The 25689-nt window shown below is 58.7% G+C and carries 25 protein-coding genes and 1 pseudogene; 11 read left to right on the top strand and 15 right to left on the bottom strand.

Going from position 1 to position 25689, the window contains the following annotated elements; all coding sequences use genetic code 11:
• Nucleotides 1-45: 45 nt before the first annotated feature.
• Genes glcD through glcF form a run of 3 tightly spaced genes read left to right on the top strand, consistent with a single transcriptional unit; the run spans nt 46 to nt 3827 of the window.
• Nucleotides 46-1545, top strand: a complete 1500-nt coding sequence (gene glcD, locus FHL07_RS00775) for a glycolate oxidase subunit GlcD (protein WP_138737948.1) — start codon at nt 46-48, stop codon at nt 1543-1545.
• Nucleotides 1545-2606 (top strand): glycolate oxidase subunit GlcE, encoded by a 1062-nt coding sequence (gene glcE / locus FHL07_RS00770; protein WP_095023355.1) that lies wholly within the window; start codon nt 1545-1547, stop codon nt 2604-2606. Before glcD ends, glcE begins: the two co-directional genes overlap by 1 nt.
• 3 nt (nt 2607-2609) lie before the next feature.
• Nucleotides 2610-3827 carry a glycolate oxidase subunit GlcF gene (glcF, locus tag FHL07_RS00765; protein WP_138737947.1) on the top strand — a complete coding sequence of 406 codons (1218 nt, stop codon included), beginning with the start codon at nt 2610-2612 and terminating at the stop codon, nt 3825-3827.
• Here the strand turns inward: glcF and FHL07_RS00760 are convergent.
• Together FHL07_RS00760 and FHL07_RS00755 are read right to left on the bottom strand one after the other, a co-directional pair.
• Nucleotides 3824-4639, bottom strand: a complete 816-nt coding sequence (locus FHL07_RS00760; protein WP_240055604.1) for an alpha/beta fold hydrolase — start codon at nt 4637-4639, stop codon at nt 3824-3826. The two genes, glcF and FHL07_RS00760, sit on opposite strands and share 4 nt — an antisense overlap.
• A gap of 108 nt (nt 4640-4747) precedes the next feature.
• Nucleotides 4748-5640 (bottom strand): annotated as a pseudogene (locus tag FHL07_RS00755) (LysR family transcriptional regulator).
• A 105-nt stretch (nt 5641-5745) separates the two neighbouring features.
• Here FHL07_RS00755 and FHL07_RS00750 point away from each other — a divergent pair.
• The 4 genes from FHL07_RS00750 to FHL07_RS00735 are packed head-to-tail and all read left to right on the top strand — an operon-like array spanning nt 5746 to nt 8937.
• Nucleotides 5746-6426, top strand: coding sequence for an RraA family protein (locus FHL07_RS00750; protein ID WP_095018515.1), 681 nt, complete (start codon nt 5746-5748; stop codon nt 6424-6426).
• Complete coding sequence (locus FHL07_RS00745) at nt 6426-7088, top strand: RraA family protein (RefSeq protein ID WP_095000123.1); 663 nt, start codon at nt 6426-6428, stop codon at nt 7086-7088. Before FHL07_RS00750 ends, FHL07_RS00745 begins: the two co-directional genes overlap by 1 nt.
• Nucleotides 7088-7726: an RraA family protein gene (locus FHL07_RS00740; RefSeq protein WP_095019876.1), complete on the top strand. Its 639-nt coding sequence runs from the start codon at nt 7088-7090 to the stop codon at nt 7724-7726. Before FHL07_RS00745 ends, FHL07_RS00740 begins: the two co-directional genes overlap by 1 nt.
• Nucleotides 7723-8937 carry a pyridoxal phosphate-dependent aminotransferase gene (locus FHL07_RS00735; protein WP_095018514.1) on the top strand — a complete coding sequence of 405 codons (1215 nt, stop codon included), beginning with the start codon at nt 7723-7725 and terminating at the stop codon, nt 8935-8937. Before FHL07_RS00740 ends, FHL07_RS00735 begins: the two co-directional genes overlap by 4 nt.
• A gap of 144 nt (nt 8938-9081) precedes the next feature.
• Here the strand turns inward: FHL07_RS00735 and FHL07_RS00730 are convergent, their stop codons facing one another.
• The 10 genes from FHL07_RS00730 to FHL07_RS00685 form a co-directional block, all read right to left on the bottom strand.
• A complete protein-coding gene (locus tag FHL07_RS00730) occupies nt 9082-10551 on the bottom strand; it encodes an efflux transporter outer membrane subunit (protein ID WP_138737945.1) in 1470 nt (489 codons plus the stop codon).
• 31 nt (nt 10552-10582) lie between these two features.
• On the bottom strand, nt 10583-12625 hold the full coding sequence (locus FHL07_RS00725) for a MacB family efflux pump subunit (RefSeq protein ID WP_274595685.1): 2043 nt from the start codon (nt 12623-12625) through the stop codon (nt 10583-10585).
• 58 nt (nt 12626-12683) lie between these two features.
• A complete protein-coding gene (locus FHL07_RS00720; RefSeq protein ID WP_138737944.1) occupies nt 12684-13811 on the bottom strand; it encodes an efflux RND transporter periplasmic adaptor subunit in 1128 nt (375 codons plus the stop codon).
• Nucleotides 13812-14217: 406 nt separating this feature from the next.
• A complete protein-coding gene (umuC, locus tag FHL07_RS00715) occupies nt 14218-15498 on the bottom strand; it encodes a translesion error-prone DNA polymerase V subunit UmuC (RefSeq protein WP_095018511.1) in 1281 nt (426 codons plus the stop codon).
• Nucleotides 15488-15916, bottom strand: coding sequence for a LexA family protein (locus FHL07_RS00710; RefSeq protein WP_095018510.1), 429 nt, complete (start codon nt 15914-15916; stop codon nt 15488-15490). Before FHL07_RS00710 ends, umuC begins: the two co-directional genes overlap by 11 nt.
• A 105-nt stretch (nt 15917-16021) precedes the next feature.
• Entirely contained in the window at nt 16022-16516 is a 495-nt protein-coding gene (locus tag FHL07_RS00705) for a GNAT family N-acetyltransferase (protein WP_169916349.1), read from the bottom strand.
• Nucleotides 16517-16527: 11 nt separating this feature from the next.
• Nucleotides 16528-16965 (bottom strand): GNAT family N-acetyltransferase, encoded by a 438-nt coding sequence (locus tag FHL07_RS00700; protein ID WP_095018509.1) that lies wholly within the window; start codon nt 16963-16965, stop codon nt 16528-16530.
• A gap of 4 nt (nt 16966-16969) precedes the next feature.
• Nucleotides 16970-17455 carry a DUF2867 domain-containing protein gene (locus FHL07_RS00695; protein WP_095000115.1) on the bottom strand — a complete coding sequence of 162 codons (486 nt, stop codon included), beginning with the start codon at nt 17453-17455 and terminating at the stop codon, nt 16970-16972.
• 45 nt (nt 17456-17500) lie between these two features.
• Nucleotides 17501-17896, bottom strand: a complete 396-nt coding sequence (locus tag FHL07_RS00690; protein ID WP_095024628.1) for a GFA family protein — start codon at nt 17894-17896, stop codon at nt 17501-17503.
• The gene (locus FHL07_RS00685; protein WP_095023346.1) at nt 17896-18543 is read right to left on the bottom strand and encodes a class I SAM-dependent methyltransferase; all 648 of its coding nucleotides are present in this window, start codon (nt 18541-18543) and stop codon (nt 17896-17898) included. The genes FHL07_RS00690 and FHL07_RS00685 overlap by 1 nt, the downstream gene beginning before the upstream one ends.
• Nucleotides 18544-18689: 146 nt before the next feature.
• On the opposite strand from FHL07_RS00685, the gene FHL07_RS00680 reads away from it, so the two are divergent.
• Genes FHL07_RS00680 through FHL07_RS00670 form a run of 3 tightly spaced genes read left to right on the top strand, consistent with a single transcriptional unit; the run spans nt 18690 to nt 22475 of the window.
• Complete coding sequence (locus tag FHL07_RS00680; protein ID WP_095018507.1) at nt 18690-20108, top strand: FAD-binding oxidoreductase; 1419 nt, start codon at nt 18690-18692, stop codon at nt 20106-20108.
• Between the two features lie 52 nt (nt 20109-20160).
• Nucleotides 20161-21099 carry a LysR family transcriptional regulator gene (locus FHL07_RS00675; protein WP_095023345.1) on the top strand — a complete coding sequence of 313 codons (939 nt, stop codon included), beginning with the start codon at nt 20161-20163 and terminating at the stop codon, nt 21097-21099.
• Nucleotides 21100-21146: 47 nt separating this feature from the next.
• Nucleotides 21147-22475: an MFS transporter gene (locus FHL07_RS00670; RefSeq protein ID WP_138737943.1), complete on the top strand. Its 1329-nt coding sequence runs from the start codon at nt 21147-21149 to the stop codon at nt 22473-22475.
• Nucleotides 22476-22484: 9 nt separating this feature from the next.
• Here the strand turns inward: FHL07_RS00670 and FHL07_RS00665 are convergent, their stop codons facing one another.
• Both FHL07_RS00665 and FHL07_RS00660 read right to left on the bottom strand, forming a co-directional pair.
• Nucleotides 22485-23513, bottom strand: coding sequence for an LLM class oxidoreductase (locus FHL07_RS00665; protein WP_138737942.1), 1029 nt, complete (start codon nt 23511-23513; stop codon nt 22485-22487).
• 14 nt (nt 23514-23527) lie between these two features.
• Nucleotides 23528-24151 (bottom strand): glutathione S-transferase N-terminal domain-containing protein, encoded by a 624-nt coding sequence (locus FHL07_RS00660; RefSeq protein WP_138738083.1) that lies wholly within the window; start codon nt 24149-24151, stop codon nt 23528-23530.
• A gap of 139 nt (nt 24152-24290) precedes the next feature.
• Between FHL07_RS00660 and FHL07_RS00655 the strand changes: the two genes are divergently transcribed.
• Nucleotides 24291-25178 carry a LysR substrate-binding domain-containing protein gene (locus FHL07_RS00655; RefSeq protein WP_095038894.1) on the top strand — a complete coding sequence of 296 codons (888 nt, stop codon included), beginning with the start codon at nt 24291-24293 and terminating at the stop codon, nt 25176-25178.
• On the opposite strand, the gene FHL07_RS00650 is transcribed toward FHL07_RS00655, so the two are convergent.
• The gene (locus FHL07_RS00650) at nt 25153-25647 is read right to left on the bottom strand and encodes an AAA family ATPase (RefSeq protein ID WP_095000106.1); all 495 of its coding nucleotides are present in this window, start codon (nt 25645-25647) and stop codon (nt 25153-25155) included. The genes FHL07_RS00655 and FHL07_RS00650 overlap by 26 nt on opposite strands.
• Between the last annotated feature and the right edge of the window lie 42 nt (nt 25648-25689).

Below are 25689 nucleotides of genomic sequence, written 5' to 3'. Positions count from 1 at the left end.
ACGGAACAGACCTCCAATAAGAACAATCGAGTGTCGTGAGCCGCCATGAACATTCTCTACGATGAACGCGTCGACGGCGTCCTGCCGGACGTCGATAAAGCCGTATTACTGCGCACCCTGCGCACACGCTTGCCAAACCTTGAAGTCCTGCATCAGCGTGAAGAACTCAAGCCCTACGAATGCGACGGGCTTAGCGCCTATCGCACCACGCCCCTGCTGGTAGTGCTGCCACGCCAACTGGACGAGGTACAGGGCGTGTTGCGCATCTGCCATGAGTTGCGCGTGCCGGTGGTCGCACGCGGGGCCGGTACCGGCTTGTCCGCAGGGGCATTGCCCCTGGAAAAAGGCGTGCTGCTGGTAATGGCGCGCTTCAACGCTATCCTTCATATCGACCCCAACGCCCGCACTGCACGGGTTCAGCCCGGTGTGCGCAACCTGGCCATTTCCCAGGCAGCGGCGCCGTATGACCTGTACTACGCGCCGGATCCGTCCTCGCAGATTGCCTGCTCGATCGGTGGCAACGTCGCTGAAAACGCCGGTGGCGTGCATTGCCTCAAGTACGGTTTGACCGTGCACAACCTGCTAAAGATCGAAATACTGACCGTTGACGGCGAGCACCTGACCCTGGGGGCGGATGCCCTCGACTCACCCGGTTTCGATCTGTTGGCACTGTTTACCGGTTCCGAAGGCATGCTCGGGGTCATTACCGAGGTCACGGTCAAACTGTTGCCCAAACCGCAAACCGCCAAAGTGTTGCTGGCAGCCTTCGACTCGGTTGAAAAAGCCGGTCGCGCCGTGGCTAACATCATCGCCGCCGGCATCATACCCGCAGGGCTGGAGATGATGGACAATCTGGCCATCCGCGCCGCCGAAGATTTTATTCATGCCGGTTACCCGGTCGAGGCCCACGCCATCTTGTTGTGCGAACTCGACGGCGTCGAAGCCGATGTACATGACGATTGCGCGCGCGTGCGCCAGGTGCTTGAACGGGCTGGCGCCAGCTCCGTGCGCCAGGCCAGGGACGAAGCTGAGCGGGTGCGCTTCTGGGCCGGGCGCAAGAACGCCTTTCCCGCTGTAGGTCGCCTTGCGCCGGATTACTACTGCATGGACGGCACCATTCCGCGCCGTGAGTTGCCCGGTGTACTGCAGGCCATTGCCGGATTATCGACCCACTACAACCTGAGAGTGGCCAATGTGTTTCATGCCGGTGACGGCAATATGCACCCGCTTATTCTGTTCGATGCCAACCAGCCCGGGGAACTCGAGCGCGCCAAAGCCCTGGGCGGCCAGATCCTTGAGCTCTGCGTCAAGGTCGGTGGCAGCATTACCGGCGAACACGGCGTAGGCCGCGAGAAGATCAATCAGATGTGCGCGCAGTTCAACAGCGATGAACTGACCCTGTTTCATGCCGTCAAGGCCGCCTTCGACCCCGGCGGCTTGCTCAACCCCGGCAAGAACATCCCCACCCTGCATCGCTGCGCCGAGTTGGGCGCCATGCACGTGCATATGGGGCAACTGCCCTTCCCCGAACTGGAGCGGTTCTGATGCGCAGTGCAGACAATGTCGATACCAGCGCCCTGTTGCTGGAGCAGGTCAATCAGGCGCTGCAATACGCCACCCCGCTACGTATCCAGGGCGCCAACAGCAAAGCCTTCCTTGGCCGCAGTGTGCCCGGTGAAGTGCTCGACACCCGCGGCCATCGGGGCATTGTCAGCTATGACCCCACCGAGCTGGTGATCACCGCACGCTGCGGTACGCCTCTGATGGAGCTGGCGCAGGTGCTGGATAAAGCCGGGCAAATGCTGGCCTGCGAACCGCCCTCTTTCGGTGCCGCCACGGTCGGTGGCATGGTTGCCAGCGGCCTGTCGGGGCCGCGCCGGCCCTGGTCAGGTTCGCTCAGGGACTTTGTCCTCGGCACCCGGGTGATCACCGGGCACGGCAAGCATTTGCGTTTTGGCGGCGAAGTCATGAAAAACGTCGCTGGCTATGACCTGTCCCGATTGATGGCCGGCAGCTACGGCGCACTGGGAGTCATCACCGAAGTGTCACTCAAGGTGCTGCCCAAGCCGCGGCAATCCCTGAGTATCAGCCTGGAACTGGACACGGCGCGAGCCCTGCTGCGCCTCGCCGAATGGGGCCGGCAACCGCTGCCGATCAGCGCTGCCTGCCACGATGGCCAGCGCCTGCACCTGCGCCTGGAGGGTGGCGAAGGCTCGGTGATGGCGGCTCACGAACGCCTGGGCGGCGAGCGCCTGGACGCTTCGTTCTGGACACGGCTCAACGAACACCAATTGAGCTTCTTCGATGAGGGCCAGCCCCTCTGGCGCCTGTCCTTGCCCAACAACACCCCGGAACTTGAGCTGCCCGGTGAGCAGTTGATCGATTGGGGCGGTGCCCAGCGCTGGCTCAAGTCGGATGCTGAGGCGAGCTTTATCCGCACGGTTGTAACCGAGGTCGGCGGCCATGCCACCTGCTACAGCCACGGTCTTGTCGACAGCCCGTTCCAGCCGTTACCGGAGGCTCTGATGCGCTACCAGCGTAGCCTCAAACAACAACTCGACCCGCGGGGTATTTTCAACCCCGGGCGCCTGTACGCGGAGCTTTGAACCATGCAGACCACGTTGAGCGAACAGGCCCGCCAATTGTCCCGCGCCGGGGAAGCTGAACGCATCCTGCGCAGTTGCGTGCACTGTGGTTTCTGTAACGCCACCTGTCCGACCTATCAGTTGCTCGGAGATGAACTGGACGGCCCGAGGGGGCGTATTTACCTGATCAAACAGGTACTGGAAGGCAATCAGGTGACGCAGAAAACCCGACAGCATCTGGACCGTTGCCTGTCTTGCCGCAATTGCGAAACCACCTGCCCCTCGGGCGTCGACTACCACAACCTGCTGGACATTGGCCGGGCAATGGTTGAGGCCCAGGTACCCAGATCGCTCGGGCAACGCTTGCTGCGTCAAGGGCTGCGCAGCGTCATACCCAATGCGGGCCGGTTCAGGTGGCTACTGCGCAGTGGTCAGATCTTGCGCCCCTGGCTGCCCGCACGCCTGCAAGACAAACTGCCAGGCCAAGTCCCTGCGCCCGGGCTGCGACCTACCACCCGCCATGTCCGGCAAGTCCTGCTGCTCGAAGGCTGCGTGCAACCGAGCTTGTCACCCAACACCAACGCAGCAGCGACCCGAGTGCTGGACCGATTGGGCATCAGCGTGATTCCTGCCCGAGAAGCCGCTTGCTGCGGTGCAGTGGACTACCACCTGGACGCCCAGGCCGCAGGACTTGATCGCGCCCGGCGCAATATCGATGCCTGGTGGCCGGGGATTGAACGAGGGGCCGAAGCAATCGTGCAAACCGCCAGCGGCTGCGGTGCCTTTATCAAGGAGTACGGCCACCTGCTCGGCAACGACCCGGCCTATGCCGAAAAAGCTGCCAAGGTCAGTGCGCTGGCCAGGGATCTGGTTGAAGTGCTGCGCGACGAGCCACTGCACACCCTCGGTGTGCACAGCAATCAACGGCTGGCGTTCCACTGCCCCTGCACCTTGCAGCACGGGCAAAAACTCGGCGGCGCGGTTGAAGGCATTCTCACCCGGTTGGGGTTCAACCTGACCGCGGTGCCCGACAGCCACTTGTGCTGCGGCTCGGCAGGCACTTATTCGCTGACCCAGCCCGAACTGTCCCGGCAACTGCGCGACAACAAACTCAACGCACTGGAAAGCGCGCACCCCGAGGTTATTGTCACGGCCAATATCGGCTGCCAGGCACACCTCGACAGTGCAGGCAGAACCCCGGTGCGGCACTGGATCGAGCTGGTGGAGGCGGCGTTGCCCTAGCCTGAAATTGCCCCATAAAAATCCGCCATGTGCTGCCACATCGCAATCGGGTTGGAATACATCGGGAAGTGGCCGCAAGCCGGGATCTGCCCCAGGCGTACGCCGTGAGCCGCGATATGCGGCAGGTAGGACAGTGACGCGTTCTGGTCGCCAAACATAAACATCTTCGGGCACGGCAAGCCGAGAAACTTGCCCATCAGGTTGGCGTTATCGGACAGCTCGACCATCGATTCGAAAATCCCCCGCACCGCTTGCACACGCACCTTGTGCCTCAGGTTCGCGGCATACAGGGCACTGGCATAGGCCGGGGCATGGCGGGCACGCTCGATAAAGGCCGTAAAAAACAGCTCAGGATCATCACTCGGGCAGTCGATGATCTGACGGCTGAGAAAGCAGTCCTCGGGGGCAATATTGCCTTCGATATCGACAAAACTGAGTACCCGCTGCGGGAACTGATGGGCCAGCATCAGGGCGGTCAACCCGCCCATGGAATGGCCCACCAGATGGAAGCGTTCGATGCCGAAATGCTCGAGCACTTGCAGCGCCGTTTGCTGCAAAAAAGGGATGGAAACCCGGGCAAGATCACTGCACCCGCTGTCACCACACCCCGGCGCATCGTAGGCCAGAAAGGCATGCCCGGCGAACTCCGCACGCAGCGCGATATCGGCATAGTCTTCCTTGCTCGAACCGAAGCCATGCAGAAAGACAATCGGTGCCAGTTCCCCTTCTCGGTGAAGAGCGGCAATAGTCAAGTGCACACCCTCTACCTCCAGCGGCACTTGGGTATGGGCAAAGGTTGCGGGTACGGGCACGGGCATGACTCCTGAAGCGTTAAGGCGGCGGACCAATGTCAGGCACATCGGCCCTGGTGTAAATGCCTAAGACCAGAAGGTTTACATAGGCCAAACCTATCAAAAACATCATGCCTTGGCGCTTAAACGAGCAATGATCGCCCTATCAGCGGGTTCGACCGATTGGCATTCCATGCCACGGCAGTGGTCACCACGTTGAGCTTTTCGCTCAGTGCACGGAATACCACATTGGCGGGAGCCAGCTTTTTCAAGGACGCAGGCACCAGCGCAATGCCCTGGCCATAGCTGACAAAGGCGATTTGTGAGGCCACGGAACGCACTTCGTGCAACACCCGCGGGGAAAAACCGCTTGCCCGGCAGGTGGCAATCAGATTGTCGAAATACACCGGGCTGACCTTGCGCGAAAACATCACCAGAGGCTCATTGGACAGGCTGGCCAGGCTGATGCGCGTGCGCGCTGCCAGCGGGTGATCACTGGGCAGGGCCAGCATCAGGCGGTCCTCCAGCAGCGGCAGTGACTGGATTGAGTCCCCCAGATCACCGTCCAGACGGGCAAACGCCAGATCAATATCCCCCGCCTCCAGCGCCGGCACCGCTTCGACGCTGTCAATTTCCCGCACCGAGACGGTCAAGTGCGGGTAATCCTCCTTCAACCGCTCGATCAGGCCCGGCAGTACATCAAACATGGCCGTGGAAATTGCGCCAATGGTCAGCATCCCCGACTGCCCCGCCAGCGCTTCATCCACAGCCAGCTCCAGACGCTCCAACTGCTCGGCGAACTTGCGTACGGCCGGCAGAATTGCCGCCCCCACCGGCGTCAGCTTGGCACCGCGCCGCGAGCGCTCGAACAGTTTGACCTTGAGCGCTTGCTCCAGCACCTGGATCTGCTCGCTCAGCGGCGGCTGGGACATGCCTAGGCGCTTGGCGGCGCGGCCGAAGTTCTGCTCTTCGGCGACGGCCAGAAAGAGCCAGAGGTGACGGATCAGACGGAAATTGATCATGGTTTTTCCATAGGTTTAACGTATCCAAAGCTTACGTGAACAGGAATATACCTATCAAACAGCCTCGCCGACACTGAGCACCTACACCACCACTGAGGCTGCGCGATGACGCTCAAAAGCACGACCGACAGGACTGTACTCCAGCGTCTGGCGGCACTGGACAGTAATACCGTGTCCGATGCGCTGGATTTTCTTGGTCTGGCAGGGGCCACTGTGGGGCTGCGGCCGCTGTGGAACTGCCCGCCGATCGTTGGCCGTGCCAGTACCGTACTGTTGGCCGCAAAGACCGACACGGTGCCCAGCGCCCACCTGATCACCCCGGTGGTCGAACACATCAACACGGATGATCGGGTGCTGGTGATCGCCGGCGGTATCGAGGGCATCTCTTGCTGGGGCGATATCCTTGCCAATGCGGCGCTCGCCAAACAGGTGCGAGGCACCATCATTGACGGTTGCAGCCGCGATATTGATGGCAGTGCGGCAATCGGTTATCCGGTTTACGGCCGTGGCGTCACCATGATCAGTGCGCGCAATCGCGTGATGCAGATAGCGGCCGCCGTGACCATCGAAGTCGCCGGGGTCAATGTCAGCGAAGACGACTATGTGATCGCCGACAACTGCGGCACGGTGTTTGTGCCCCAGGCCCATATCGCTCAGGTCGTCGATCTTGGCGAACGCATCGCCCGGCGTCAGCAAGTCATGCTCGACGCAGTGCGTAGCGGTCGCTCCGTAGCCGAAGTCATGCATGACAGCCAGTTTGAAGCCATCCGCACGGAGCACGCCTGATGAACCCTGAAGATCAAGCACTGGTCGCCCTGTTTGAGGGCCTGGACACCCCGGGGGTTTCCGATGCCCTGGACAAGCTCGGCCTGCCCGGTCAATGCCTGGGCGTGATGCCGCTGGGCAACTACAGCACGGTTATTGTCGGGCCGGCATTCACGGTGCAGTACGTCCCGGCCAGCGTGCCTGCCGGGACCGTGGGCGACTTTATCGAGCAAGTTCTGCCCGGTGACGTAGTGGTGATCGACAATGCCGGGCGCACCGACTGCACCGTATGGGGCGACATCATGACCCAGTACGCCGGCAGCCGAAACATCGCTGCCACGGTTATCGACGGTGTTTGCCGTGACGTGAACAAGGCGCTGGGAGACGGTTATCCGATCTTCAGCAAGGGCCGCTTTATGCGCACCGGCAAGGACCGTGTCCAGGTGCAGTCGATCAACCAGCCCGTTTCCATTGGCACCGCCCGCGTCTGTGCCCGTGACATCGTGGTGGCCGACGCCAATGGCGTAGTGATCGTACCCCGCGCCCATGCCGCACAAGTGGCCGCCTGTGCGCGGCAGATTGAAACCGTCGAAGCGCAAATCCGTACCTTGATCAGTCAAGGCCAGACCCTTGCAAGCGCCCGCGCTGCACTGGGCTACCACAGCCTGCAGAGGAAAGCCTGATGAGCACACTCGCCCTGCCCCTGAACTACCACGAACGGGCCAGAATCCTCGGCAGTTCGACCCTGTATGAGGCATCACACCTGGCCTGTGCCGTGGACAGCGGCATCCGCCCGATCTGGGATGGCGCCTTTATCGCCGCGCCGGCGTACCCGCTGCAATGCGCTCCTGGCGATAACCTGGCCCTGCACCTGGCACTGGAACAAGTGCCCCGCGGCAGTGTGCTGGTAGTGGGTACCGGTAATTTTATTGCCGGTTACTGGGGCGAAGTCCTTACCGTAGCGGCACAGGCAGCCGGTGTGGCCGGCCTGGTCATCGACGGCGGGGTACGTGATATCGCGGCCTTGAAGGCGCGCCGGTTTCCGGTATTTGCCCGCGGCATCTCGGTCAGAGGCACCGTCAAGGCAAGCGCCACCTCGGTAGGCCAGGCTTTCAATTTCAACGGCGCAGAGGTGGCGCCGGGGGATCTGCTGGTGGCTGACGACGATGGTGTGATCATCATTCCCAAGGCACACGCCGCACGTACCTTCGCCGAAGGCGAATCCCGTGCCGACAAGGAAGCCCATATGATGCAGGCACTGACTGAAGGCCGCTCCACGCTCGAACTGATGAACCTGACTCACTGGAGACACCGCCCATGAGCAGCGATATCCAGCGGCTCAACCGGCACCTGGCAAGCGCCCTGCCCTCGGCCACCTATCGGATCATCGACCGTGTTGCAGAGCGCCGCGCCCAAGGCGCCACGATCATTTCACTGTGCGCTGGCGAACCGGACTTCGATACGCCCGAGCCTGTGCGCGACGCTGCAATCCGCGCCATAGGCCAGGGCCACACCCGCTACACCCAGGTCGCTGGCGCACGTTCACTGCGAGAAGCGGTAGCGGCCAAATTCCGTGGTGAAAACGGCCTGGATGTCGGCTGGCAGGACACCCTGGTCTGCAACGGTGGCAAACAGGTGATCTACAATGCCCTGGCCGCGACCCTCAATGAGGGAGATCAGGTCATCATCCCGGCGCCTTACTGGGTCAGTTATCCCGAGATGGTTCAGTTATGCGGCGCACAAAGCTGCTTCGTGACCTGCCACGCAGCGTCCGGTTTCAAGCTGACCGCAGCGGCACTGGCAGCGGCAATCACCCCGCAAACGCGCTGGCTGATCCTCAACTCGCCCTCCAACCCGACGGGGGCGGTGTACAGCCGCGACGAGCTGGCGGCACTGGCCGATGTGCTGCTGGCCCATCCTCATGTATTGATCCTGGCGGATGATATCTACGAACACCTGATCTTCGATGATCAGCTGTTCCATACCCTGGCCCAGGTTGAACCACGCCTGGCAGCGCGCACCCTGACCATGAACGGCGTGTCCAAGGCCTACGCCATGACCGGCTGGCGTATCGGTTTTGCCACAGGCCCGCGCTGGCTGTTGCAAGCCATGGAAACATTGCAAGGCCAGCAGACTTCGGGAGCCGGCTCAATCTCGCAGCAGGCCGCTCTCGCCGCTCTGGAAGGCCCCAAGGACTTTATCCACAGCAGCCGTACCGCGTTCCAGAAGCGCCGCGATCTGATGGTCGACCAGCTCAACAGCATACCGGGCCTTGAATGCACCAGCCCGGCAGGCGCCTTCTACGCGTTCGCCTGCTGCGCCGGACTGATCGGCCGCACCTCGCCCGCAGGCAGGGTGCTGTCCACCGATGAAGACGTGGCCCTGGCCCTGCTCGACGAAGCCGGTGTAGCCGTGGTGCATGGCAGCGCCTTTGGCCTGGGGCCCTATATCCGAATTGCCTATGCCCTGGATGACGCCGTGTTGCGTCGGGCCTGCGAGGCGATCAGGAGGTTTTGCATGGCTGTGCGTTGACGTGCAGCAGGATTGGCCGGCCCCGGAAAACATTAAATTCAATTAAACGCATGGCTTGAGTTGAAACTCACACATCAACCAGGCCTGCGAGCACTTAACGCACACAGCCGGCAAATAAACCTGAAGCACCTGACCAGGTACCTTTCATCGCAAGGCATCAGCGCATCCATCACCGCAGCCGCCACCGATAGACTGATGAAACTTGACCATGGCAATCAACCGATCAGTGCGACTCTTACCCAGTCGCAGTTCGATACTGCGCTTCGCATCCTGTTGATCCAGCCATTCTTTTATATTCGACTGCCCAAGGCGATAGCGTATTTCAGCAATGCGCTCTGCCCGGGATGAAGATTCATGGGCACGGGCCAGGTAGAGCCCCTCATCGGTGAGCTGTTTATAGGCCGACAGTGCGTTCTCAACATCCTGCAGTGCATCAAGCAACTGCTTTTTGTATAACTCGATACTCTCCTGGTACGTTGCTTCGGCGATTTCAACTTGCAACTTGCCTTTATTGAACTCAAAAAACGGAAGCAGTAAATCTGCCGTAAAAAAACCCACCGGATTTCGCAGAATATTTGACAGTTCGCGTGTCCCTCCTCCAGTGATACCTGCCGTAAGATTCACTGCCGGATAGAGGTTTCTTTGCTGGATCTCAATATTGCTGAAATGAGCGCGCAACCTGAGTTCAGCAGCCCTCATGTCGGGTCGCTGGCTCAGAATGTGGGCAGGTATCTCCGACCGTAGCGCTGTAGACGGTTGAGTCGGAACTGGACGAATCTTGATCGTGTCATCCCATCCCATAGGCGACGCCAATAAAACCAACAAGGCATTGCGGCTTTCTTCACGCTGTTGAAGCCGCCCTGTTTTATCGGCCAGCAGTACACTTAACTGTTGCTCTGCCTGAATCGACTGAAGACGCCCCTCCTGCCCAACGGCTTCACCCAGGCGTGCCAGCTCAAGGATTGAACGGGCGCTGGCAATGCTGGTGTCGTTAATTTCAATGCTTTCATTCAAAAACGCTAATCGCCAGTACAGCTCCATTGTTGTACCGATCAGTTGCATCGCGATGTGCTCACGATCCTCCCGGGTCGCCATGGCTTCCCAGGCCGAGATATCGCGAGCCTTTGCAAGACGCCCCCATAAATCCAGCTCGTAGCTCAAGGAGAATGTGCTGGTAAAAGCCTTTTGTTCCGAACTTCCTCTGTTCAGTTCCTTGCTACTGCTCAGTTTGAATCCACTTGATACACCTGGTGTTAAATTCGTCCTGACAATACCCGCTTGTGCCTCTGCCTTTTTGACCCTGTATGCAGCCGCTGCCAGGTTATTATTATTGCGCAGTACACGTTCCACCAGAGCGTCCAGGTCAGGGTCCTGAAATGAGCGCCACCAATGCTGTGTCTGCTTTATATCTTTACCCTCAGGTAATGCATTACGCCATTTTGCAGGCAGCGCCAGTTGTGATTTGACAGCGTTCACATCGGGCAGATGAGTGCTACAACCTGCCAACAGCATCACGCTACAAAACAGAGCAGGGTAATATCTAGTAATCACAATGATATTCTCAAGAACATTGGAGCGCAGTGTTGACTGCGTCCAGCAAGGCATCGACTTCATGTTGAATGATTACGATGGCAAACCCATTGACTTACGCCCGGGACAAAGCCTCGACAGGATCCAGCCTGGCGGCATTTCGAGCAGGTATATAACCAAATACAAGACCAATAACGGTAGAACTTGCAAACGCTACCATGAACGACCAATAAGAAAATTTAAGCGGAAAATCAGTTTGTAATCCGCCTAAAATTTCCCCGGCAAGCAGGGCCAGCAAAAACCCAAAACCACCGCCAAATATGCACAGCAAACAGGATTCGCTGAGAAACTGCTGCATGATATCTCGTCGACGGGCACCGAACGCCATACGAACGCCTACTTCATAGGTTCGCTCTGCTACTGAGTAAAGCATCATATTCATCAAGCCAATTCCTCCAACCAGGAGAGAAATCGATGCGACCGATATGCTCAGCACGTTCAAGACTCTGGTAGCACTGGTCACCGACCGGAGTATTGAGTCTGCAGAACTTGTGAAAAAGTCTTTGCTGCCGCGTTTGAGTTCCAAAAGACGATTGATATTACTTTCGGCCAGTTCGTTTGAAATCCCGTCAGCCACGCGCACTACAATGCTCTCAAGAAATGACTGGCCCGAAATACGTGACATCAACGTGGTATAAGGCATATACATCTGCAGAACAGGCGCCTCACCAAATGAAGACGGTGTATTCTTGATAACCGCTATGACGATTGCCGGCATCGGGCCTACCAATATGACTTTTCCAATCGGGTCCTCCCAGCTCGGGAAAAGTCTTTTGCGCATATTTTCATCAATGACTGCAACTTGCGCCTGCCGTTTAACATCATCACTGGAAAAAAAAGTACCTTGCGCAAATACCTCGCCTCTCACCCTGGCAAACGCTTCACCGACACCCAATACCTGAGCTGAAAGGTTGGCGTTTTTTGATGTAATGGTGGCTGTCGCAGAGGTGACCGGGGAGATGCTGTCAACGTAGGGAAGTGATCGCAGATAGTCCACATCAGATTCACTCAGCGCTTTGTTTGAACCCTTGTAGATATCACCCCAGTCCTTTCCGGAGTAAATATCGATGGTGTCAGCACCCAGGGCGCTGATCTCTTGAACTATACGGTCGCGCGCCCCCTCACCCAGGGCAATAACCGATGAAACCGCAGCAATGCCGATGACGATTCCCAGTACCGTCAATCCCGCATGCAAGGGCTTTCTGACCAGCCACGAAAAAGCAATTTTAATTGCCTCCACCCAGCCTGACAGCATGTTTATCGAGGAGCCCTGTGCAGGTTTCAACCCGGCCCCCCCTCGCGGCCCTGCCGTTGACGAGGCAGGGTGATTGCCTGTATCCGAAGAGATGCATCCATCCTGAATATGAATCAGCCGCTGCGCATATGAAGCGATGTCATTATTGTGCGTAACAATAATGACGGTATGCCCTTTTGCATTCAGTTCACATAAGGCGGCCATCACCTCCTCACCGCTCTTGGTATCCAGCGCACCGGTCGGCTCATCGGCCAATATGATGTCGCCGCCATTCATCAGTGCACGCGCAATGCTGACACGCTGTTGCTGCCCACCTGACAACTGTCCCGGAAAGAAGTGCAAGCGGTCACTCAACCCAAGACTGCTCAACAGCATTTGCGCGCGTGCACGCAGTGTTTTCTTCTCCCCTTCGACATAAAGGCCTGGAGACAAAACGTTTTCTTCAGCATTCAGGTGGCCCAGCAAATGGTAGCGCTGGAATACGAATCCGAAAGTGCCTCTGCGCAAATCTGCCAACTCATTATTCGTCAGACGGGTCACACTCCGCCCGTGCAGGATGTATTGCCCTTGCGAAGGCGGGACAAGGCACCCCAGAATATTGAGAAGGGTCGACTTTCCCGAGCCCGATGTCCCGACAATTGCAACCATCTCACCTGCACGGATATTCAGGTTGACGTCTCGTAAAGCCTCTGTAGATGAATGACCATTGAAATAGCTCCTGCTGACATTTATCAATTGGATTAATGGCGCGGATAAGCACAGGTTTTCCTCTGGCAGGTTGCCAGGCTTTACGGCATCCTTCGTGGGCCGAGTTCGAAACTTTATTTTCCTGAGACATTCCATACACTACCCGACAAATAAATATTAACAATGACTCCCACAGCACAACATCAATCAACGCCTATTCGATAATGACATTGTCGCCTAGCTCAAGCCCCGACTTAACCTGCACATGCGTATTGTTTCGCAGACCGATCGCAATGGATCTTGCAACCACTTCTTTCTGCTCCGTCAATATACGCACTTCATAAAGATTGCCCGCAGACTGCTTTTTTCCGAGAGCGGCTAAAGGAATTGCCATCACCTGGCCAACGCTTTCCTGAGTGATTTTAACGTTGGCTGTCATCAAAGGCTTGAGCAGACGATCAGGGTTATCAACTTCAAACGTAGCATTGTAGTAAACAGGAACATTGGACGTTGCATTGGGCTTTGAGAGTTCTTTGCTGTCAGTAACGACGGACTCCGGCAGAAGTTCAACGGCAAGAATGTTCGATTCGAAAGACAGCTCCGGTGCACCGGTCACGGTAAAAACAACCTTTTGCCCCTCCTGCACTCGTACAATATCCGACTCGGATATTCTGGCCTTGACTGTCATCCTGTCCATATTGCCCATAATCAGAATGGTCGGTGATGTCTGGGCGGACACAATTGTCTGGCCCTCCTTAGTCACAATAGCGATGATTTCGCCATCGGCAGGCGCCTTGATTTTCGTATACCCGAGATTAGCCACTGCGCTATCCATCTCGATTTGAGCCAAATGAATCTGGCTTTTTAGAACGAAGACTTCAGCCCGGGCATTTTCCAGCTCCACCTCGGCTTGCTCAAGGTCTCTTTTTGCGCTGGCATCTGCCTGGTACAGCGCTTGCTGGCGGGTAAATACCCTCTCTGCGCGCTGGCGCGCTTTTTCCCTGGCCTTTTGCTGTGCCAGTACAAGATCGCGGCTGGCTTTCGCCTTGCTCAAGGCATTTTCCTGAAGCTCCGGATCAATCTCCACTAATACCTGGCCTTTTTTGACCTTGTCACCCAGTCGCACATGGATTGTTTTAACTTGACCATTAACCTGTGCTCCGACATCGACCAAGCCCGTTGCGACTATCGGGCCTGTTGCCAAAACCAGACTTTCCATGTCGACTTTCGTTACTGGCGCAACGATATGGCTCACTTCATCAGACCGATCAAACAACCCATAAAATGCAAAAGAAGATAATGCGACCAGCCCGACAACAAAAACAATCCATTTAAATCGCATAAGTGAGCAACCAATACAATGCAACTGTGTTTATCATCTTTAATCCTGACCTTGCCTGATAGCAGGCACGTACCTGCACCTGCTTTTTTGACTTTTCTTGATAGTCTTGATAGCCCGCCACTCTTGCAATTAAAACCAGTGCCTGTTCGGCAATTGATATAACAGGGCAACACCATTAGTACAGCATCAGTACTAACATTCAACTGCCAGGAGCAAGCGCAAGAATAACCCCACTATTAATTCAGGGTTTTCCTACCTTGATTTTTCTTGAGTCTTCAACAAGCAAACCAGCAGCACACGACAGCCCAGTGTTCTGAGCAGGCCATATGTTTGAACTTCACACACCGGATCTCCACTTTGCGCGTACAGTTCATTGCCCACAGTTCTGCACAATCAACGGCCGTATTTATCGGCACGAAACCTGCCAAAGCTGATCCACCCGCGTCGTATAACTCTGGCTCATCATCTCCCGGCGCATCCCCCAGTCGGGTTTGCCCGGCACGCTGGCGGCCCGTAACGTGCCCCTGCCCCAGCGGCCATTGATGGCATCCAGTACCGCCATCACCCGTGAAGCTTCTGCCGGTTGATTGACGGCAAACAGATCGTCGGAAAACTCCCCCGGCTGGCGCAGGTCGAGCAACAACACTTCGGCCTTGCTGTATCTGAAGCCGGGCTGAAACACATGCTCCAGAGCATCCACCGCTGCTCTGGTGAGTAACCGCACATCATCGGTAGGATAGGGCAAGGTCACCACCACGCCCTTGGCGTACTTCGCCTCGTCCGGGTTGAACATGCCGGTACGAATGCTGACCCGGACTTTTTGGCAGTATGACTTTTGTGCCCTGAGTTTTTCCGAGGCACGCATCATATAGGTGGCTACGGCCTCCTTGATCGGTGCTAGCTCGGTCAGGCGCTTGCCAAACATGCGGCTGCAGCAGATCTCCTGCTTGGGCGGATCGGGCTCGTCCAGGGCCAGGCAGGATGTACCGTTCAATTCACGGGCCGTTTTTTCGATCACCACGCTGAATTTTTTGCGCAGCGACCACGGGTCCGCTTTGGCCAGGTCCATCGCTGTGCGAATCCCCATACCTTCAAGATGCGCGGTCATGCGTCGGCCAACGCCCCAGACCTCCGACACCGCGGTATTGCGCAGTACCCAGTCACGTTCATGGTCGCCACACAGGTTCACCACGCCCCCCGTGTGGGCCTGCAAGCGCTTGGCGGTGTGATTCGCCAGCTTGGCCAGGGTCTTGGTATGCGCGATACCGACCCCCACCGGAATGCCCGTGCATTGCAGGATGCGACTGCGCAACTGACGGCCCATGGCGGTGGCGTCAACGATACCGCTCAGGTCGGCAAAGGACTCGTCGATGCTGTAGACCTCGACAGCCGGTAACATCGCCTCGATCAGGCTCATGACACGCTCGCTCATGTCGCCATACAACGCATAGTTGGACGAGAACGCCACAATCCCCAGTTGCTCGAGCCGATCCTTGATCTGGAAATACGGCTCGCCCATTTTCACGTGAGGCTTGGCGTCATAACTGCGGGCGATCACGCAGCCGTCGTTGTTGCTCAGCACCACAATGGGCACCTTGGCCAGGTCGGGCCTGAACACACGCTCACAGCTGGCGTAAAAACTGTTGCAATCGATCAGGGCAAAAACCGGCGCAGGCTTAGTGGCCATGGCTGCGCACGGTATAGGTAATCACGCCCCAGACTGTCAGTTCATCACCTTCGAGTACATACCGGTCCGGATACTTCGGGTTTTCGGATTGCAGCACAATGCTCTTGCCACGCAGGCACAGGCGTTTGCATATCGGCTCGTTATTGAGCAGCGCCACCACCACATGGCCATGCCCGGGCTCGATAGCACGGTCCACCACCGCCAGATCCCCTGAAAAAATCCCCACACCCTGCATGCTGTCGCCGTCGATGCGCACCAGATACACATGGGGCGCACGGATACCGAGCAGTTCATCGAGGGAAATTTCCTTCTCGATATGATCCGCCGCCGGTGACGGAAACCCGGCGGGGACTTTGAAGGAGCAAAGTGGCAGGCGAACGCCATCTTCAGCAATGGGACCCAGGGAAGTGAAGCTCATGACGCACGCCTTACGATAACTGTATGAACATACAGTAAACTGCGTAGGATCATTCTGGTCAATTTTTCTGACAGATATTTCGACGAGAGGAGTGTGTAGCCGATTTCAGGGGCTGTCTGGAGTCACAACCCAGCACATCGTCTGCAACCTGATAGAGGGATGACTTGCCAAGGGTTCCCATTCATCCCTGAACCTGAACCCTTGCTTCAGGTAGAAGCTGGCAGCTCTTGCGTTGTCCGGGGCTACCTCGAGATAAACGTACTCATGCCCGCCCTGCAGCGCCCGGGCCTTGACTGCGCCAACCAGCCGGGCGGCCACATCGGCGCCGCGCACGCCGGGCTCGATCCACATGCCGATCAAGTTATAGCGCCGGTTTTCGCTCACCCCGGCACCGATCATGCCCACCGCCTTGCTGTCCTCGATGGCCAGCCAGAATTGCGTCCCCGCCCCTGAATCAGCGCGCTCTTGCCACTGCTCGTCGGTGTAACTGGCCGCCGTTTGATAGCTCACGCCAAATGCCGTCGGGGCCTCCAGAAGCGCTGCCAGGCGAACCTGCTTCAACAGCATCCAGTCACTGGCTTGCGTCAATCGAATGTGCATACCCTTCCCTGCTACGTCCGTGATTTTTCAAAACGAACATCACCTTCAGGCAAATTCGCCACCGCCTGCCAGCCAAGGTGCCGATAAAAACCGCTGGCACGGCTGTTTTCAGCGGTCTCCAGCCAAATCGTGGGGTGATGCTGAAACAGAAACGCCTCGGCCTTCGCCATCAGTCTGCGACCCAGCCCGAGCCCCTCGAATTCGGCCAGGACAAATGCGGCAAAGACACAGCCATCCTCGGCATCGGCCATGGCAAACCCCACCGTAACACCCTCGACCTCGGCCACCCAGATACAGGGAGCGGCTTCCATCGCCTGACCTATGGCGTCGGGGGTAATGCCCATTTCAGTTAACTGTTGGTGAGAAAGAGGGTTCTCCCTGACGCGGGTACGGATGACAAAAATTGTCGGGATATCTGCCTGATTGGCAAGTCTTATGGCTATGTTCATAAATTCAGGGCTCCATCCCTTGCAGCTTGCGCTTCAGGCGCTTGAGGTAGCTGTTGACAATAAGTTTGTGCGCCGGCCCCACCGGCAGCATATACAGACGGCCAAAGGTGTTATGGGTGACCACAGAGGAGGTGATTGTCAGTACCCGATCAGCCATCGACACACAGGTCATCACATCCAGATGCCGGTCACGCTCGGTCAGCACCAATACCTCGGGGGCGCTGTGCTCTACCAGAAAGAAATCCAGATAGTCACCTGCCTGCACGGCCTCGCGCCGGGTACCGGAGAAACCGCCAATGCGCTTTACGCCAAATAACGAAGAAATCCCGTCTCGGGTTCGAAACGCCAGGCGCATCAGCGGCCCCTGCCCGGCTGTCATCAGGTTCCAGGCTTGCAGCGCCGTGATCTGCACAGGCAGCAGCACCGATCTGCTGTCATGGTAATCAAGCTCGGGCAGCGGACGCAGGGTATGCACAGATGCACGGGTCACTAACGGTTATCTCCCTGATAAAAGTTAAATAATGCCACTGAAGCCCTAGCGCCCCGGCTGCCATTGCGGGTAGACCGCAAGGTCTTCATGTTCAAGCCATGGGACATCATGCTCAGCCCAGATATGGTATTGCGGGCGATCGCCCGGGTCCTCTTCCAGGGTCGCAACACGAACAATCACAGCCGCGGCTGTGTCACGTTCAGCCACAAGGTGACAACCGCACAGCGAGCAAAAGCGCCGCAGCTTGCCGGGGGAAGACTCGTAGTTGCTGAGCTTTTCCTGCCCCCTCGTCCAATGGAAGTGCTCACGCAAAACACCGGCCGTGGTGACAAACGCAGCAGCATGGGTTTTGCGGCACGACTGGCAATGACAATGGCTTACAGGCAGGTCGATACGATCAATTTCATAGCCAACGGCACCGCAGGCGCAACTTCCCTTCATCACAGGCTCCTTTGTTCAGTACGGTATTTATCGTCGCCTTGCGGCTTGCTGGCAATGATATCGAAGCGGTGCCAGGCGATGTCCCCCTGCAAACTGGCACCCGGTTGCTCGAATTCGCGCAACAGATGCAGCTCAAGATTACCGCACAGCAAGCGCGCCTGCGCTTCGGTCTGAAAGGTCATATGGGCAAGTGCCGCCCAGCCGTGCCGTTCGCCAAACAGATGGCCGACAAATACACCACCCGGTTCAAGCGCCGCAGTAACAAGCCGCCAAAGGGTCTCAAAATATTCTGGCCGACAGAACGGCAAGGCGAGACCGGCATGGATCAATCTGGATGCAGGTAACTGCGTCAGCTGTTCAAAATCGCAGGCCAGGGTCGCCAGCCGCCCACCGCTGACACCTTGTGACAATGCAGATGTTCGCGCAATGGCGCCGGCTTCGCGGTCAATGGCCAGTACGTCCCAGCCTGCGGCCAGCAATTGCCGGGTTTCCATTCCGGCCCCACAACCCAGGTCCACGGCCTGACGTGAACCCTCATTCGCGCTGATCAGGTTCAAGGCCCTACTCAGCAAGGGCGATTGCCCGCGCTGTTCACTTGCCTGGTAATAGGCTTCCCAGTCACTCAACTCAAGTTCCTTCTTGATCATTACGTCTGTCACAGGCCATCTCAAAAACAGATGGATCCATCTAAATTCAGCACTACGAGTGTGTACCCAAGGCTGCCTAAGATAAGTCATAACTCCCTGATAATGCCGCCCGTTTTACGCGGTGCACAACAACCGGAGATTGTCTGATGACCCATCCTGCTGCCTGCGAACACCCGCCCCTGGCCGAATCCTTGCGCGAGGAGCTGGGCCAATTGCTCGGCACCCGCTTCTCCACCTCGGCCAGCGTGCGCGAGCACCACGGCAGCGATATTTCCGCACTAGACCCCATGCCGCCGGATGCCGTGGCCTATGCCAACAGCCTTGAGGATATCGTCAGTATCAGCAGCGCCTGTTATCGCCACGATACGCCGATGATCGCCTATGGCAGCGGCACCTCGCTGGAAGGCTGGCTGCAAGCCTCCCACGGTGGCGTCAGCATTGATGTCTCGGGCATGAACCAGGTGCTTGCCATTCGCGTTGACGATATGGACGCCACTGTACAACCGGGGGTGACCCGCAAACAGTTGAATGCAGCGTTGCACGGCACCGGGCTGTTTTTCCCTATCGACCCCGGGGCCGATGCGTCACTGGGCGGCATGGCGGCGACCCGTGCTTCCGGGACCAACGCCGTGCGCTACGGCACCATGCGCGAAAACGTGCTGGCCATGACGGCAGTGTTGGCCGACGGCCGGGTGATCAACACCGGCGGGCGGGCGCGCAAGTCTTCCGCCGGCTATGACTTGACCCATTTACTGGTCGGCTCGGGCGGGACGCTGGCGACCATCGCCGAACTGACCGTCAAGTTGCACCCGATTCCTGAAGCCATTTCAGCTGCCGTGTGCCGCTTTCCCAGCGTGGATCTGGCCGTACGCGCCGTGATCCAGATCATCCAGCTCGGTGTGCCGGTCGCCCGCATTGAACTGCTCGATGCCTTGACCATGCGCGCCCTCAACGCCTACAGCAGCACGCAGTTGCGCGAGGCGCCGTCGCTGCTCTTTGAACTGCATGGCTCTGAAGCCGGCGTGAAAGAACAGATCGAGACCGTGCGCATGGTTGCCGATGAACATCAGGGCATGGACTTCGAGTGGGCCGTGCATCCGGAGGATCGCAGCCGTCTGTGGCAGGCCCGGCATGACGGCTACTTCGCCGCCCTCGCCCTGCGCCCCGGTTGCCGCGCCCTGACCACCGATGCCGTGGTACCGATTTCACGACTGGCCGAGTGCATTGAAGCGACGGCAGCGGACCTTGCGCAAAACGGCTTTCTCGCACCGATTTTCGGTCATGTGGGCGATGGTAACTTCCATGCCGTGATCCTGGTCGACCCGCACAACCCCGACGAAATCGAACGCGCCGAAGGCGTGGCCCATCGCCTGGCCGAGCGGGCCATTGCCCTGCAGGGCAGTTGCACCGGCGAGCACGGCATCGGCTTGACCAAACAGCACTTCATGGCCGTTGAACACGGGCAAAACGCCGTGGACGTCATGCAGTCGATCAAGGCGGCGCTCGACCCGAAACAGCTGATGAACCCCGGCAAGATATTCCCTCGAGGGCGCTCTGCAGGCTGACCCGCGGTACCATCACCGGCCCGCATATCCGAGTCCTGCAGGAAGCACCGCAATGGAAATCCGCCAGATCAAATACTTTGTCGCCGTGATCGATTGCGGCAGCCTGTCCAAAGCCGCCCGCCAGGTGCATGTGGCGCAATCGGCCTTGAGCAAGCAAATGTCGGCGCTGGAGGAGGATCTGGGGGTTCAGCTGTTCCATCGCAGCCACAACGGCGTAGTCGCCAGCGAGGCCGGCAAGGTCTTCTACGAATACGCCCAGGGCATGCTCAAGCATCTGAGCGATGCCCGGGCTGCCGTCAGCAGCAGCCCCGACTCGGTCAGTGGCTCGATTATCGTGGCGCTGCCGCAAAGCGTCGCCACCCTCCTTGCCATGCCGCTGATGCGCGCCGTGGCCGCCCGTTACCCGCAGGTGGCATTCCATCTCAACGAAGAGCTGACCGGCAACGTCATGGACCAGTTGCTGCACGGGCGCATTGACCTGGCCCTGTTCAGCGCCATCGACCTGCCCCCGCAAGTGTTGTTCAGCGCATTGATCGAAGAAGATTTTTACCTGATACACCGTGCCGATGCCGCCGACGCCCCCGCTGCCGGTGAAGTTTGCCTGGCGCAGGCGCTGGCCCGGCCGCTGGTATTTCCCAGTCAGGCCCACGGTCACTGCACCCGCACGCTGGTCGAGCACGCGGTAAAACAGCACGGGCTGGCCGTGGGCGAAATCGTCATGGAGGTCAACTCCGTGCATATCCTCAAAAGCGCGGTCGAGGCCGGTATCGGTCACACCATCATGCCGTTGAACCTGGCCGTGCGTGAAATCGATGACGGTCGGCTGGTGGCCCACCGCATTGCCGCTGACGGCTTGACCCGAACCCTGGGTATCTGCAGTTGCGCTTCGATGCCCGCCAGCCATCTTAAAACCCTGATCAGTGAGTTGATCCGCGAAGTCGTGCACGCCATGTGCGCGTGCGGCGAATGGCCGGGAGGCCGTGCGCGCTGATCGGTGATTGCATACCTGCCCCTACAACAACAAAAAAGAGGCTCCAGATGAACACCCTACCGCCACCCCCTGCTGACATGCCGGACCATGCACTGCATTCGGCCTACCGCAAAACCGCCTGGCGAGTCATTCCGTTGCTGATGGTCTGTTATCTGGTCGCCTACCTGGACCGGGTCAATGTGGGCTTTGCCAAACTGCAGATGCTTGATGACCTCAAGTTCAGCGAGGCGGTGTACGGGCTCGGTGCCGGGGTGTTTTTTGTCGGCTACCTGATGTTCGAAATCCCCAGCAATATCGCCCTGCACAGGTTTGGCGCCCGGCGCTGGATCGCGCGGATCATGATGACCTGGGGCCTGTTGTCAGCGGCCATGATGTTTGTCGAAACCCCCATGAGCTTCTACCTGCTGCGCTTTTTGATCGGCATTGCCGAAGCAGGCTTTTTCCCGGGGATTATTTTCTATCTCACCACCTGGTTTCCGAGCCATCGCCGGGGCGTGATGATTTCACTGTTTATCGCCGCCCTGCCGATCTCCAGCATGCTGGGCTCGCTGATTTCCGGCTTGATCATGCAAACCCTCGATGGCGTGGCAGGGTACGCCGGCTGGCAATGGCTGTTCGTGATCGAAGGCTTGCCGGCGGTGGCCCTGGGCGCCGCCGTGTTCTTTCTGCTGCGCGACCGGATTGCCGACGCCCGCTGGCTCAGCGCCGAAGAAAAACGCGGCATGCAGGCGGCGCTGGATCGCGAAACCCGTGCCAAATCCCACCACTCCGTACGCGATGGTCTGCTCAACCCGAAAATCTGGCTGCTGGGGGCGGTGTACTTTTGCCTGGTGCTGGGCCAGTACGTGATCAGTTTCTGGATGCCGACCATTATCCGCAACAGCGGTGTCGCCGAACCCTGGGCCATTGGCGTGTTGAGTGCTATTCCCTATTCCGTGGCCGCGGTGAGCATGGTGCTGGTGGGACGCAGCAGCGACCGTGTTCGCGAGTATCGCTGGCACCTGGCAATCTGCGCCTTTATCGGCGCTGGCGGGGTGGTATTTGGCACCCTGTTCGGCGCCAGCCTGTGGCTGTCAATGATCGGCCTGACCGTCGGCACAGCAGCTATGATCAGCAGCTTGCCGGTGTTCTGGGGCATGCCTACCGCGGTGGTGGGCGGTGCAGCCGCCGCTGCGGGGATCGCGCTGATCAACTCCCTGGGCAATGTCGCCGGATTTTTCAGCACCATTGTGGTCGGCTGGTTGACGCAGTTGACCGGCAACACCCAGGCGGCAATGTACTTTATGGCCGGCGCGCTGGTGCTCGGCGGGCTGCTGGGCCTGAGTGTGTCACGCACGCGCAGTGACCCGATTATTGAGATCAAGGCAGTGGCCTGACAGGTGCCTTCACCATGCTGGCCCGACACGCCCCGGCCCCTGATGGGAAGGAAAATGCGGCAACACGTCCTCTGCCAGCTCCTGTATGACCTCTGCCGCAGGCCGCGCCGAAAACTGGATACCCAGGGCCGCATGGTTGACCCCTGCTGCTTGCCATTCACCCAGCAGGTCAATCAGGCCATTGCGCCCGGTGCGCAACACATAACCGCCCTGTAAAGAGGTGCGGGGATAATCGGGGTCATCAACCAGGTCGAGCCATTCATTGGTCATGTGCGGCCTGAACCCGCCGTCCGGGATCAACTGGCGCCAGGCCCGGATCTTTTCGCCCAGGCGTTGCGGCCCTGCGCGGTCGTGGGTCGATTCGGGAAAGGTCAGCCAGCCATCGGCATGCTCGCCAATCCAGGCCAATGACTGACGGGATGAACCGGTGACCATCAGGGGGATGGCTCCCGCCACGGGCCGGGGCAGAAATTCGGCTCCGGCCATGTGCCCCAGTGCCGAATCAATAACCGGCGCACGCGCCTGCATCAGTTGGCGGAAATACGTCACGCTCTGGGCAAACCGCTCACCCCGCCGGGCGTGCTCCAGACCATAGGCGGGAAACTCAATGGCCCGGTCTCCCGAGGCGATCCCCATGACCAGGCGCCCGTTCGACAACTGATCGATGGTGGCGCTGGCCTTGGCCAGATCAATGGGATGGCGCAACGAAAAGATTGCACTGCCGGTTGCCAGCGCAATTGAGCGGGTGTGAGCCGCCAGAAACGCCAGGTAGGTAAAGGGATCGAATACTTGCCCCGCATCACCGAAGGCAGGATCGAACAGCGGTACGTCGCGCACCCAGACTGCGGCAAAACCATATCGGTCGATGTCGCGAACCCGCTCGGCCTGCCCGGCCAGTACCGCCATGTCGCCCTTGTAAAAGCGCAATGGCAGAAAAATCCCGAGGGTCAGCTGATTGGCCGCGAACATGCGCCGATAACCGCGGTGGCTGGCAAATGCGGGCGACGACTGGCCTGTGACCTGATCTGTAGTGTTCATATTGATCCCCTGGTTCAAGCGCCGGTGGCGCGAGTAGGCAGAGCGATACCGCGCTGCACGGCGGGTCTGGTGCCAATGCGCTGGTACCAGGCGCTCAGGTGCTTATAGGCGCTGAAATCGAAGTCGATGACCTGCGCGATATGGGTCCAGCCAAACTGGGCAATATCGGCAATCGAGTACTCGTCACCGGCCAGATAGGGAAACTCACTAAGACGACTGTCCAGGGTGGTAAAGGCTTCATCCATCAAGCGCCGATAGCGCGAAATGGCCTGGGGAATTTTGTCTGCGGCAAACAGCTCGAAGTGAACGCGCTGGCCCATCACAGGCCCCACGCTGGCAGCATGAAACATCAGCCACTGGATGGCTTCCCAGCGTTTGGCGGGTTCGACGGGCAAGAGCTGACCACTGATATCAGCCAGATACAGGAGGATGGCTGCCGATTCAAACAATGTGATGCCACTGCTTTCGTCGACCAGCACCGGGATACGCCCGTGCGGGTTGAGGCGCAAAAACGCCGGGCTGCGGTTCTCGCCCTGGTCAATGTTTACGTGCCGCAGGTGGTAGGTTAAACCGAGTTCCTCCAGGGCAATGGTGATCTTGAAACCATTGGGCGAGCTGTCGGTATACAACGTGATCATGGGGTTCATGCAGGGCGTCCGGTTAGATATAGTTTTACTAAACTTGCACAGCATCTCTAAACTCGGAACATCATCGCTTTCGCTGTGTGTCAGCGGAAACGATCATTTCTGCACACCAGATTCAGGAAAACTAAAGCCTATGGCAGCTTCACTGCCCCTTCTCGCCTTGCGTGCTTTCGTCGAAGTTGGCCAGCAAGGCAGCATCAAGGCGGCCGCGCAAACGCTGAATGTCACCTCAGGTGCCGTCAGCCAGCAGATCCGTCTGCTGGAAGACCGGGTCGGCATGCCGCTGTTTACCCGCGAACGCAGCGGCTTGCGGCTTACAGAGGCTGGCGCAGCTGTGCACCCCACCCTGCAGCAAGCCTTCGGGGCAATCGAAAAAGCCATGCAGTCACTGCACGAAAGTACGACTCGCCAGACCCTGACGATCAGTACGGTGGCAACCTTTGCCGCCTCATGGCTGGTGCCGCGCCTGGGACGATTCAACCGCCTGCATCCGGATATCGAGGTGCGTGTCGAGGCCACTTCCGCGCTGGTGGACATGCACCGTGGGCGTGTCGATATTGCCTTGCGCCATGGGCTTGGGGTCTATCCCGGCCTGCACGTGACCCGTTTGATGGCGCCTGTGCTGATCCCCGTCGCCAGCCCCGCCCTGCTGGCTGGCAACCCGGGGCCGGCACAGCCGCAGGACTGCCTCGACTTCCCCCTGCTGCATGACGCTGACCGTGCCGACTGGCTGTTGTGGCTCAGCGCCCATGGCGTGGGCAAAGACCCGCGCGCCGAACGCGGGACTGCTTTTGAGGACGATTTTTTATTGATCCGCGCAGCCGAAGCAGGCCAGGGGCTGGCCTTGGTGCCCCAGGAGTACGCAACCGAAGAAATCGCTGCAGGCCGCCTGGTACAAGTCATGGACAAGCCCTGGCCGGCGCGCTTTGCCTACTACGCCGTAACGCGGGTGGAGGCAATGCAACGGGATGAGGTCAGGGCATTTATGCACTGGATCATGCAAGAGGCCGGGGGTAAGTAACAATCACCAGCCCCTCGTCTGCATCCGGGGAACGAAAGTAGGTGGTGATCAGATCAAACTCGGCATCCGATGCGGCAAAGTCATGCTCGGCAAGCTGGTTGCGTACATGCAGGCGCGCACGGCAGGTGTCGTCGTCCACAGCGAGATAATGCAGGCAGTGCGGCACACGCGCGGTCTCTGCCAGGCCGAGCAACCATTCACGGCCGGCAATGGTATTGGCAGGAAAATCCAGCACCACATCCACACCGGACTCCAGCAGGTCGATCACCAGAGGCCCCAGCACACCGCGAATCCTCAGGCTGTAGGCTGCGTAATCGGTTACCGAATTGATCGCACCGGGATAAAGCGATGAGAGCCATTTATCTTCGCTCAGCAATATCGCGCTGTGCTCCACCGCAAGCGTTCTGGCCAGGGTTGATTTGCCTGATGCGATCTTGCCGCACATCAGATGCAGTGTCGCAGTGACCATGGGACGCTTCCTTGAGTGCGGACATTGGATGATGCCCAGCGC

Source organism: Pseudomonas sp. FSL W7-0098, from assembly GCF_005930585.1.
Taxonomy (GTDB): domain Bacteria; phylum Pseudomonadota; class Gammaproteobacteria; order Pseudomonadales; family Pseudomonadaceae; genus Aquipseudomonas; species Aquipseudomonas bubulae.
Note: the sequence above shows the minus strand (reverse complement) of the source record. Positions and strands in the feature narration are given on the sequence as shown.

What these genes read in the sequence shown, in the direction of transcription:
- glcD (WP_138737948.1), top strand. Translation starts at nt 46, where the DNA reads ATGAACATTCTCTACGATGAACGCGTCGACGGCGTCCTGCCGGACGTC.
- glcE (WP_095023355.1), top strand. Translation starts at nt 1,545, where the DNA reads ATGCGCAGTGCAGACAATGTCGATACCAGCGCCCTGTTGCTGGAGCAG.
- glcF (WP_138737947.1), top strand. Translation starts at nt 2,610, where the DNA reads ATGCAGACCACGTTGAGCGAACAGGCCCGCCAATTGTCCCGCGCCGGG.
- FHL07_RS00750 (WP_095018515.1), top strand. Translation starts at nt 5,746, where the DNA reads ATGACGCTCAAAAGCACGACCGACAGGACTGTACTCCAGCGTCTGGCG.
- FHL07_RS00745 (WP_095000123.1), top strand. Translation starts at nt 6,426, where the DNA reads ATGAACCCTGAAGATCAAGCACTGGTCGCCCTGTTTGAGGGCCTGGAC.
- FHL07_RS00740 (WP_095019876.1), top strand. Translation starts at nt 7,088, where the DNA reads ATGAGCACACTCGCCCTGCCCCTGAACTACCACGAACGGGCCAGAATC.
- FHL07_RS00735 (WP_095018514.1), top strand. Translation starts at nt 7,723, where the DNA reads ATGAGCAGCGATATCCAGCGGCTCAACCGGCACCTGGCAAGCGCCCTG.
- FHL07_RS00730 (WP_138737945.1), bottom strand. Translation starts at nt 10,551, where the DNA reads ATGAAGTCGATGCCTTGCTGGACGCAGTCAACACTGCGCTCCAATGTT.
- FHL07_RS00725 (WP_274595685.1), bottom strand. Translation starts at nt 12,625, where the DNA reads ATGGAATGTCTCAGGAAAATAAAGTTTCGAACTCGGCCCACGAAGGAT.
- FHL07_RS00720 (WP_138737944.1), bottom strand. Translation starts at nt 13,811, where the DNA reads ATGCGATTTAAATGGATTGTTTTTGTTGTCGGGCTGGTCGCATTATCT.
- umuC (WP_095018511.1), bottom strand. Translation starts at nt 15,498, where the DNA reads ATGGCCACTAAGCCTGCGCCGGTTTTTGCCCTGATCGATTGCAACAGT.
- FHL07_RS00710 (WP_095018510.1), bottom strand. Translation starts at nt 15,916, where the DNA reads ATGAGCTTCACTTCCCTGGGTCCCATTGCTGAAGATGGCGTTCGCCTG.
- FHL07_RS00705 (WP_169916349.1), bottom strand. Translation starts at nt 16,516, where the DNA reads ATGCACATTCGATTGACGCAAGCCAGTGACTGGATGCTGTTGAAGCAG.
- FHL07_RS00700 (WP_095018509.1), bottom strand. Translation starts at nt 16,965, where the DNA reads ATGAACATAGCCATAAGACTTGCCAATCAGGCAGATATCCCGACAATT.
- FHL07_RS00690 (WP_095024628.1), bottom strand. Translation starts at nt 17,896, where the DNA reads ATGAAGGGAAGTTGCGCCTGCGGTGCCGTTGGCTATGAAATTGATCGT.
- FHL07_RS00685 (WP_095023346.1), bottom strand. Translation starts at nt 18,543, where the DNA reads ATGATCAAGAAGGAACTTGAGTTGAGTGACTGGGAAGCCTATTACCAG.
- FHL07_RS00680 (WP_095018507.1), top strand. Translation starts at nt 18,690, where the DNA reads ATGACCCATCCTGCTGCCTGCGAACACCCGCCCCTGGCCGAATCCTTG.
- FHL07_RS00675 (WP_095023345.1), top strand. Translation starts at nt 20,161, where the DNA reads ATGGAAATCCGCCAGATCAAATACTTTGTCGCCGTGATCGATTGCGGC.
- FHL07_RS00670 (WP_138737943.1), top strand. Translation starts at nt 21,147, where the DNA reads ATGAACACCCTACCGCCACCCCCTGCTGACATGCCGGACCATGCACTG.
- FHL07_RS00665 (WP_138737942.1), bottom strand. Translation starts at nt 23,513, where the DNA reads ATGAACACTACAGATCAGGTCACAGGCCAGTCGTCGCCCGCATTTGCC.
- FHL07_RS00660 (WP_138738083.1), bottom strand. Translation starts at nt 24,151, where the DNA reads ATGATCACGTTGTATACCGACAGCTCGCCCAATGGTTTCAAGATCACC.
- FHL07_RS00655 (WP_095038894.1), top strand. Translation starts at nt 24,291, where the DNA reads ATGGCAGCTTCACTGCCCCTTCTCGCCTTGCGTGCTTTCGTCGAAGTT.
- FHL07_RS00650 (WP_095000106.1), bottom strand. Translation starts at nt 25,647, where the DNA reads ATGGTCACTGCGACACTGCATCTGATGTGCGGCAAGATCGCATCAGGC.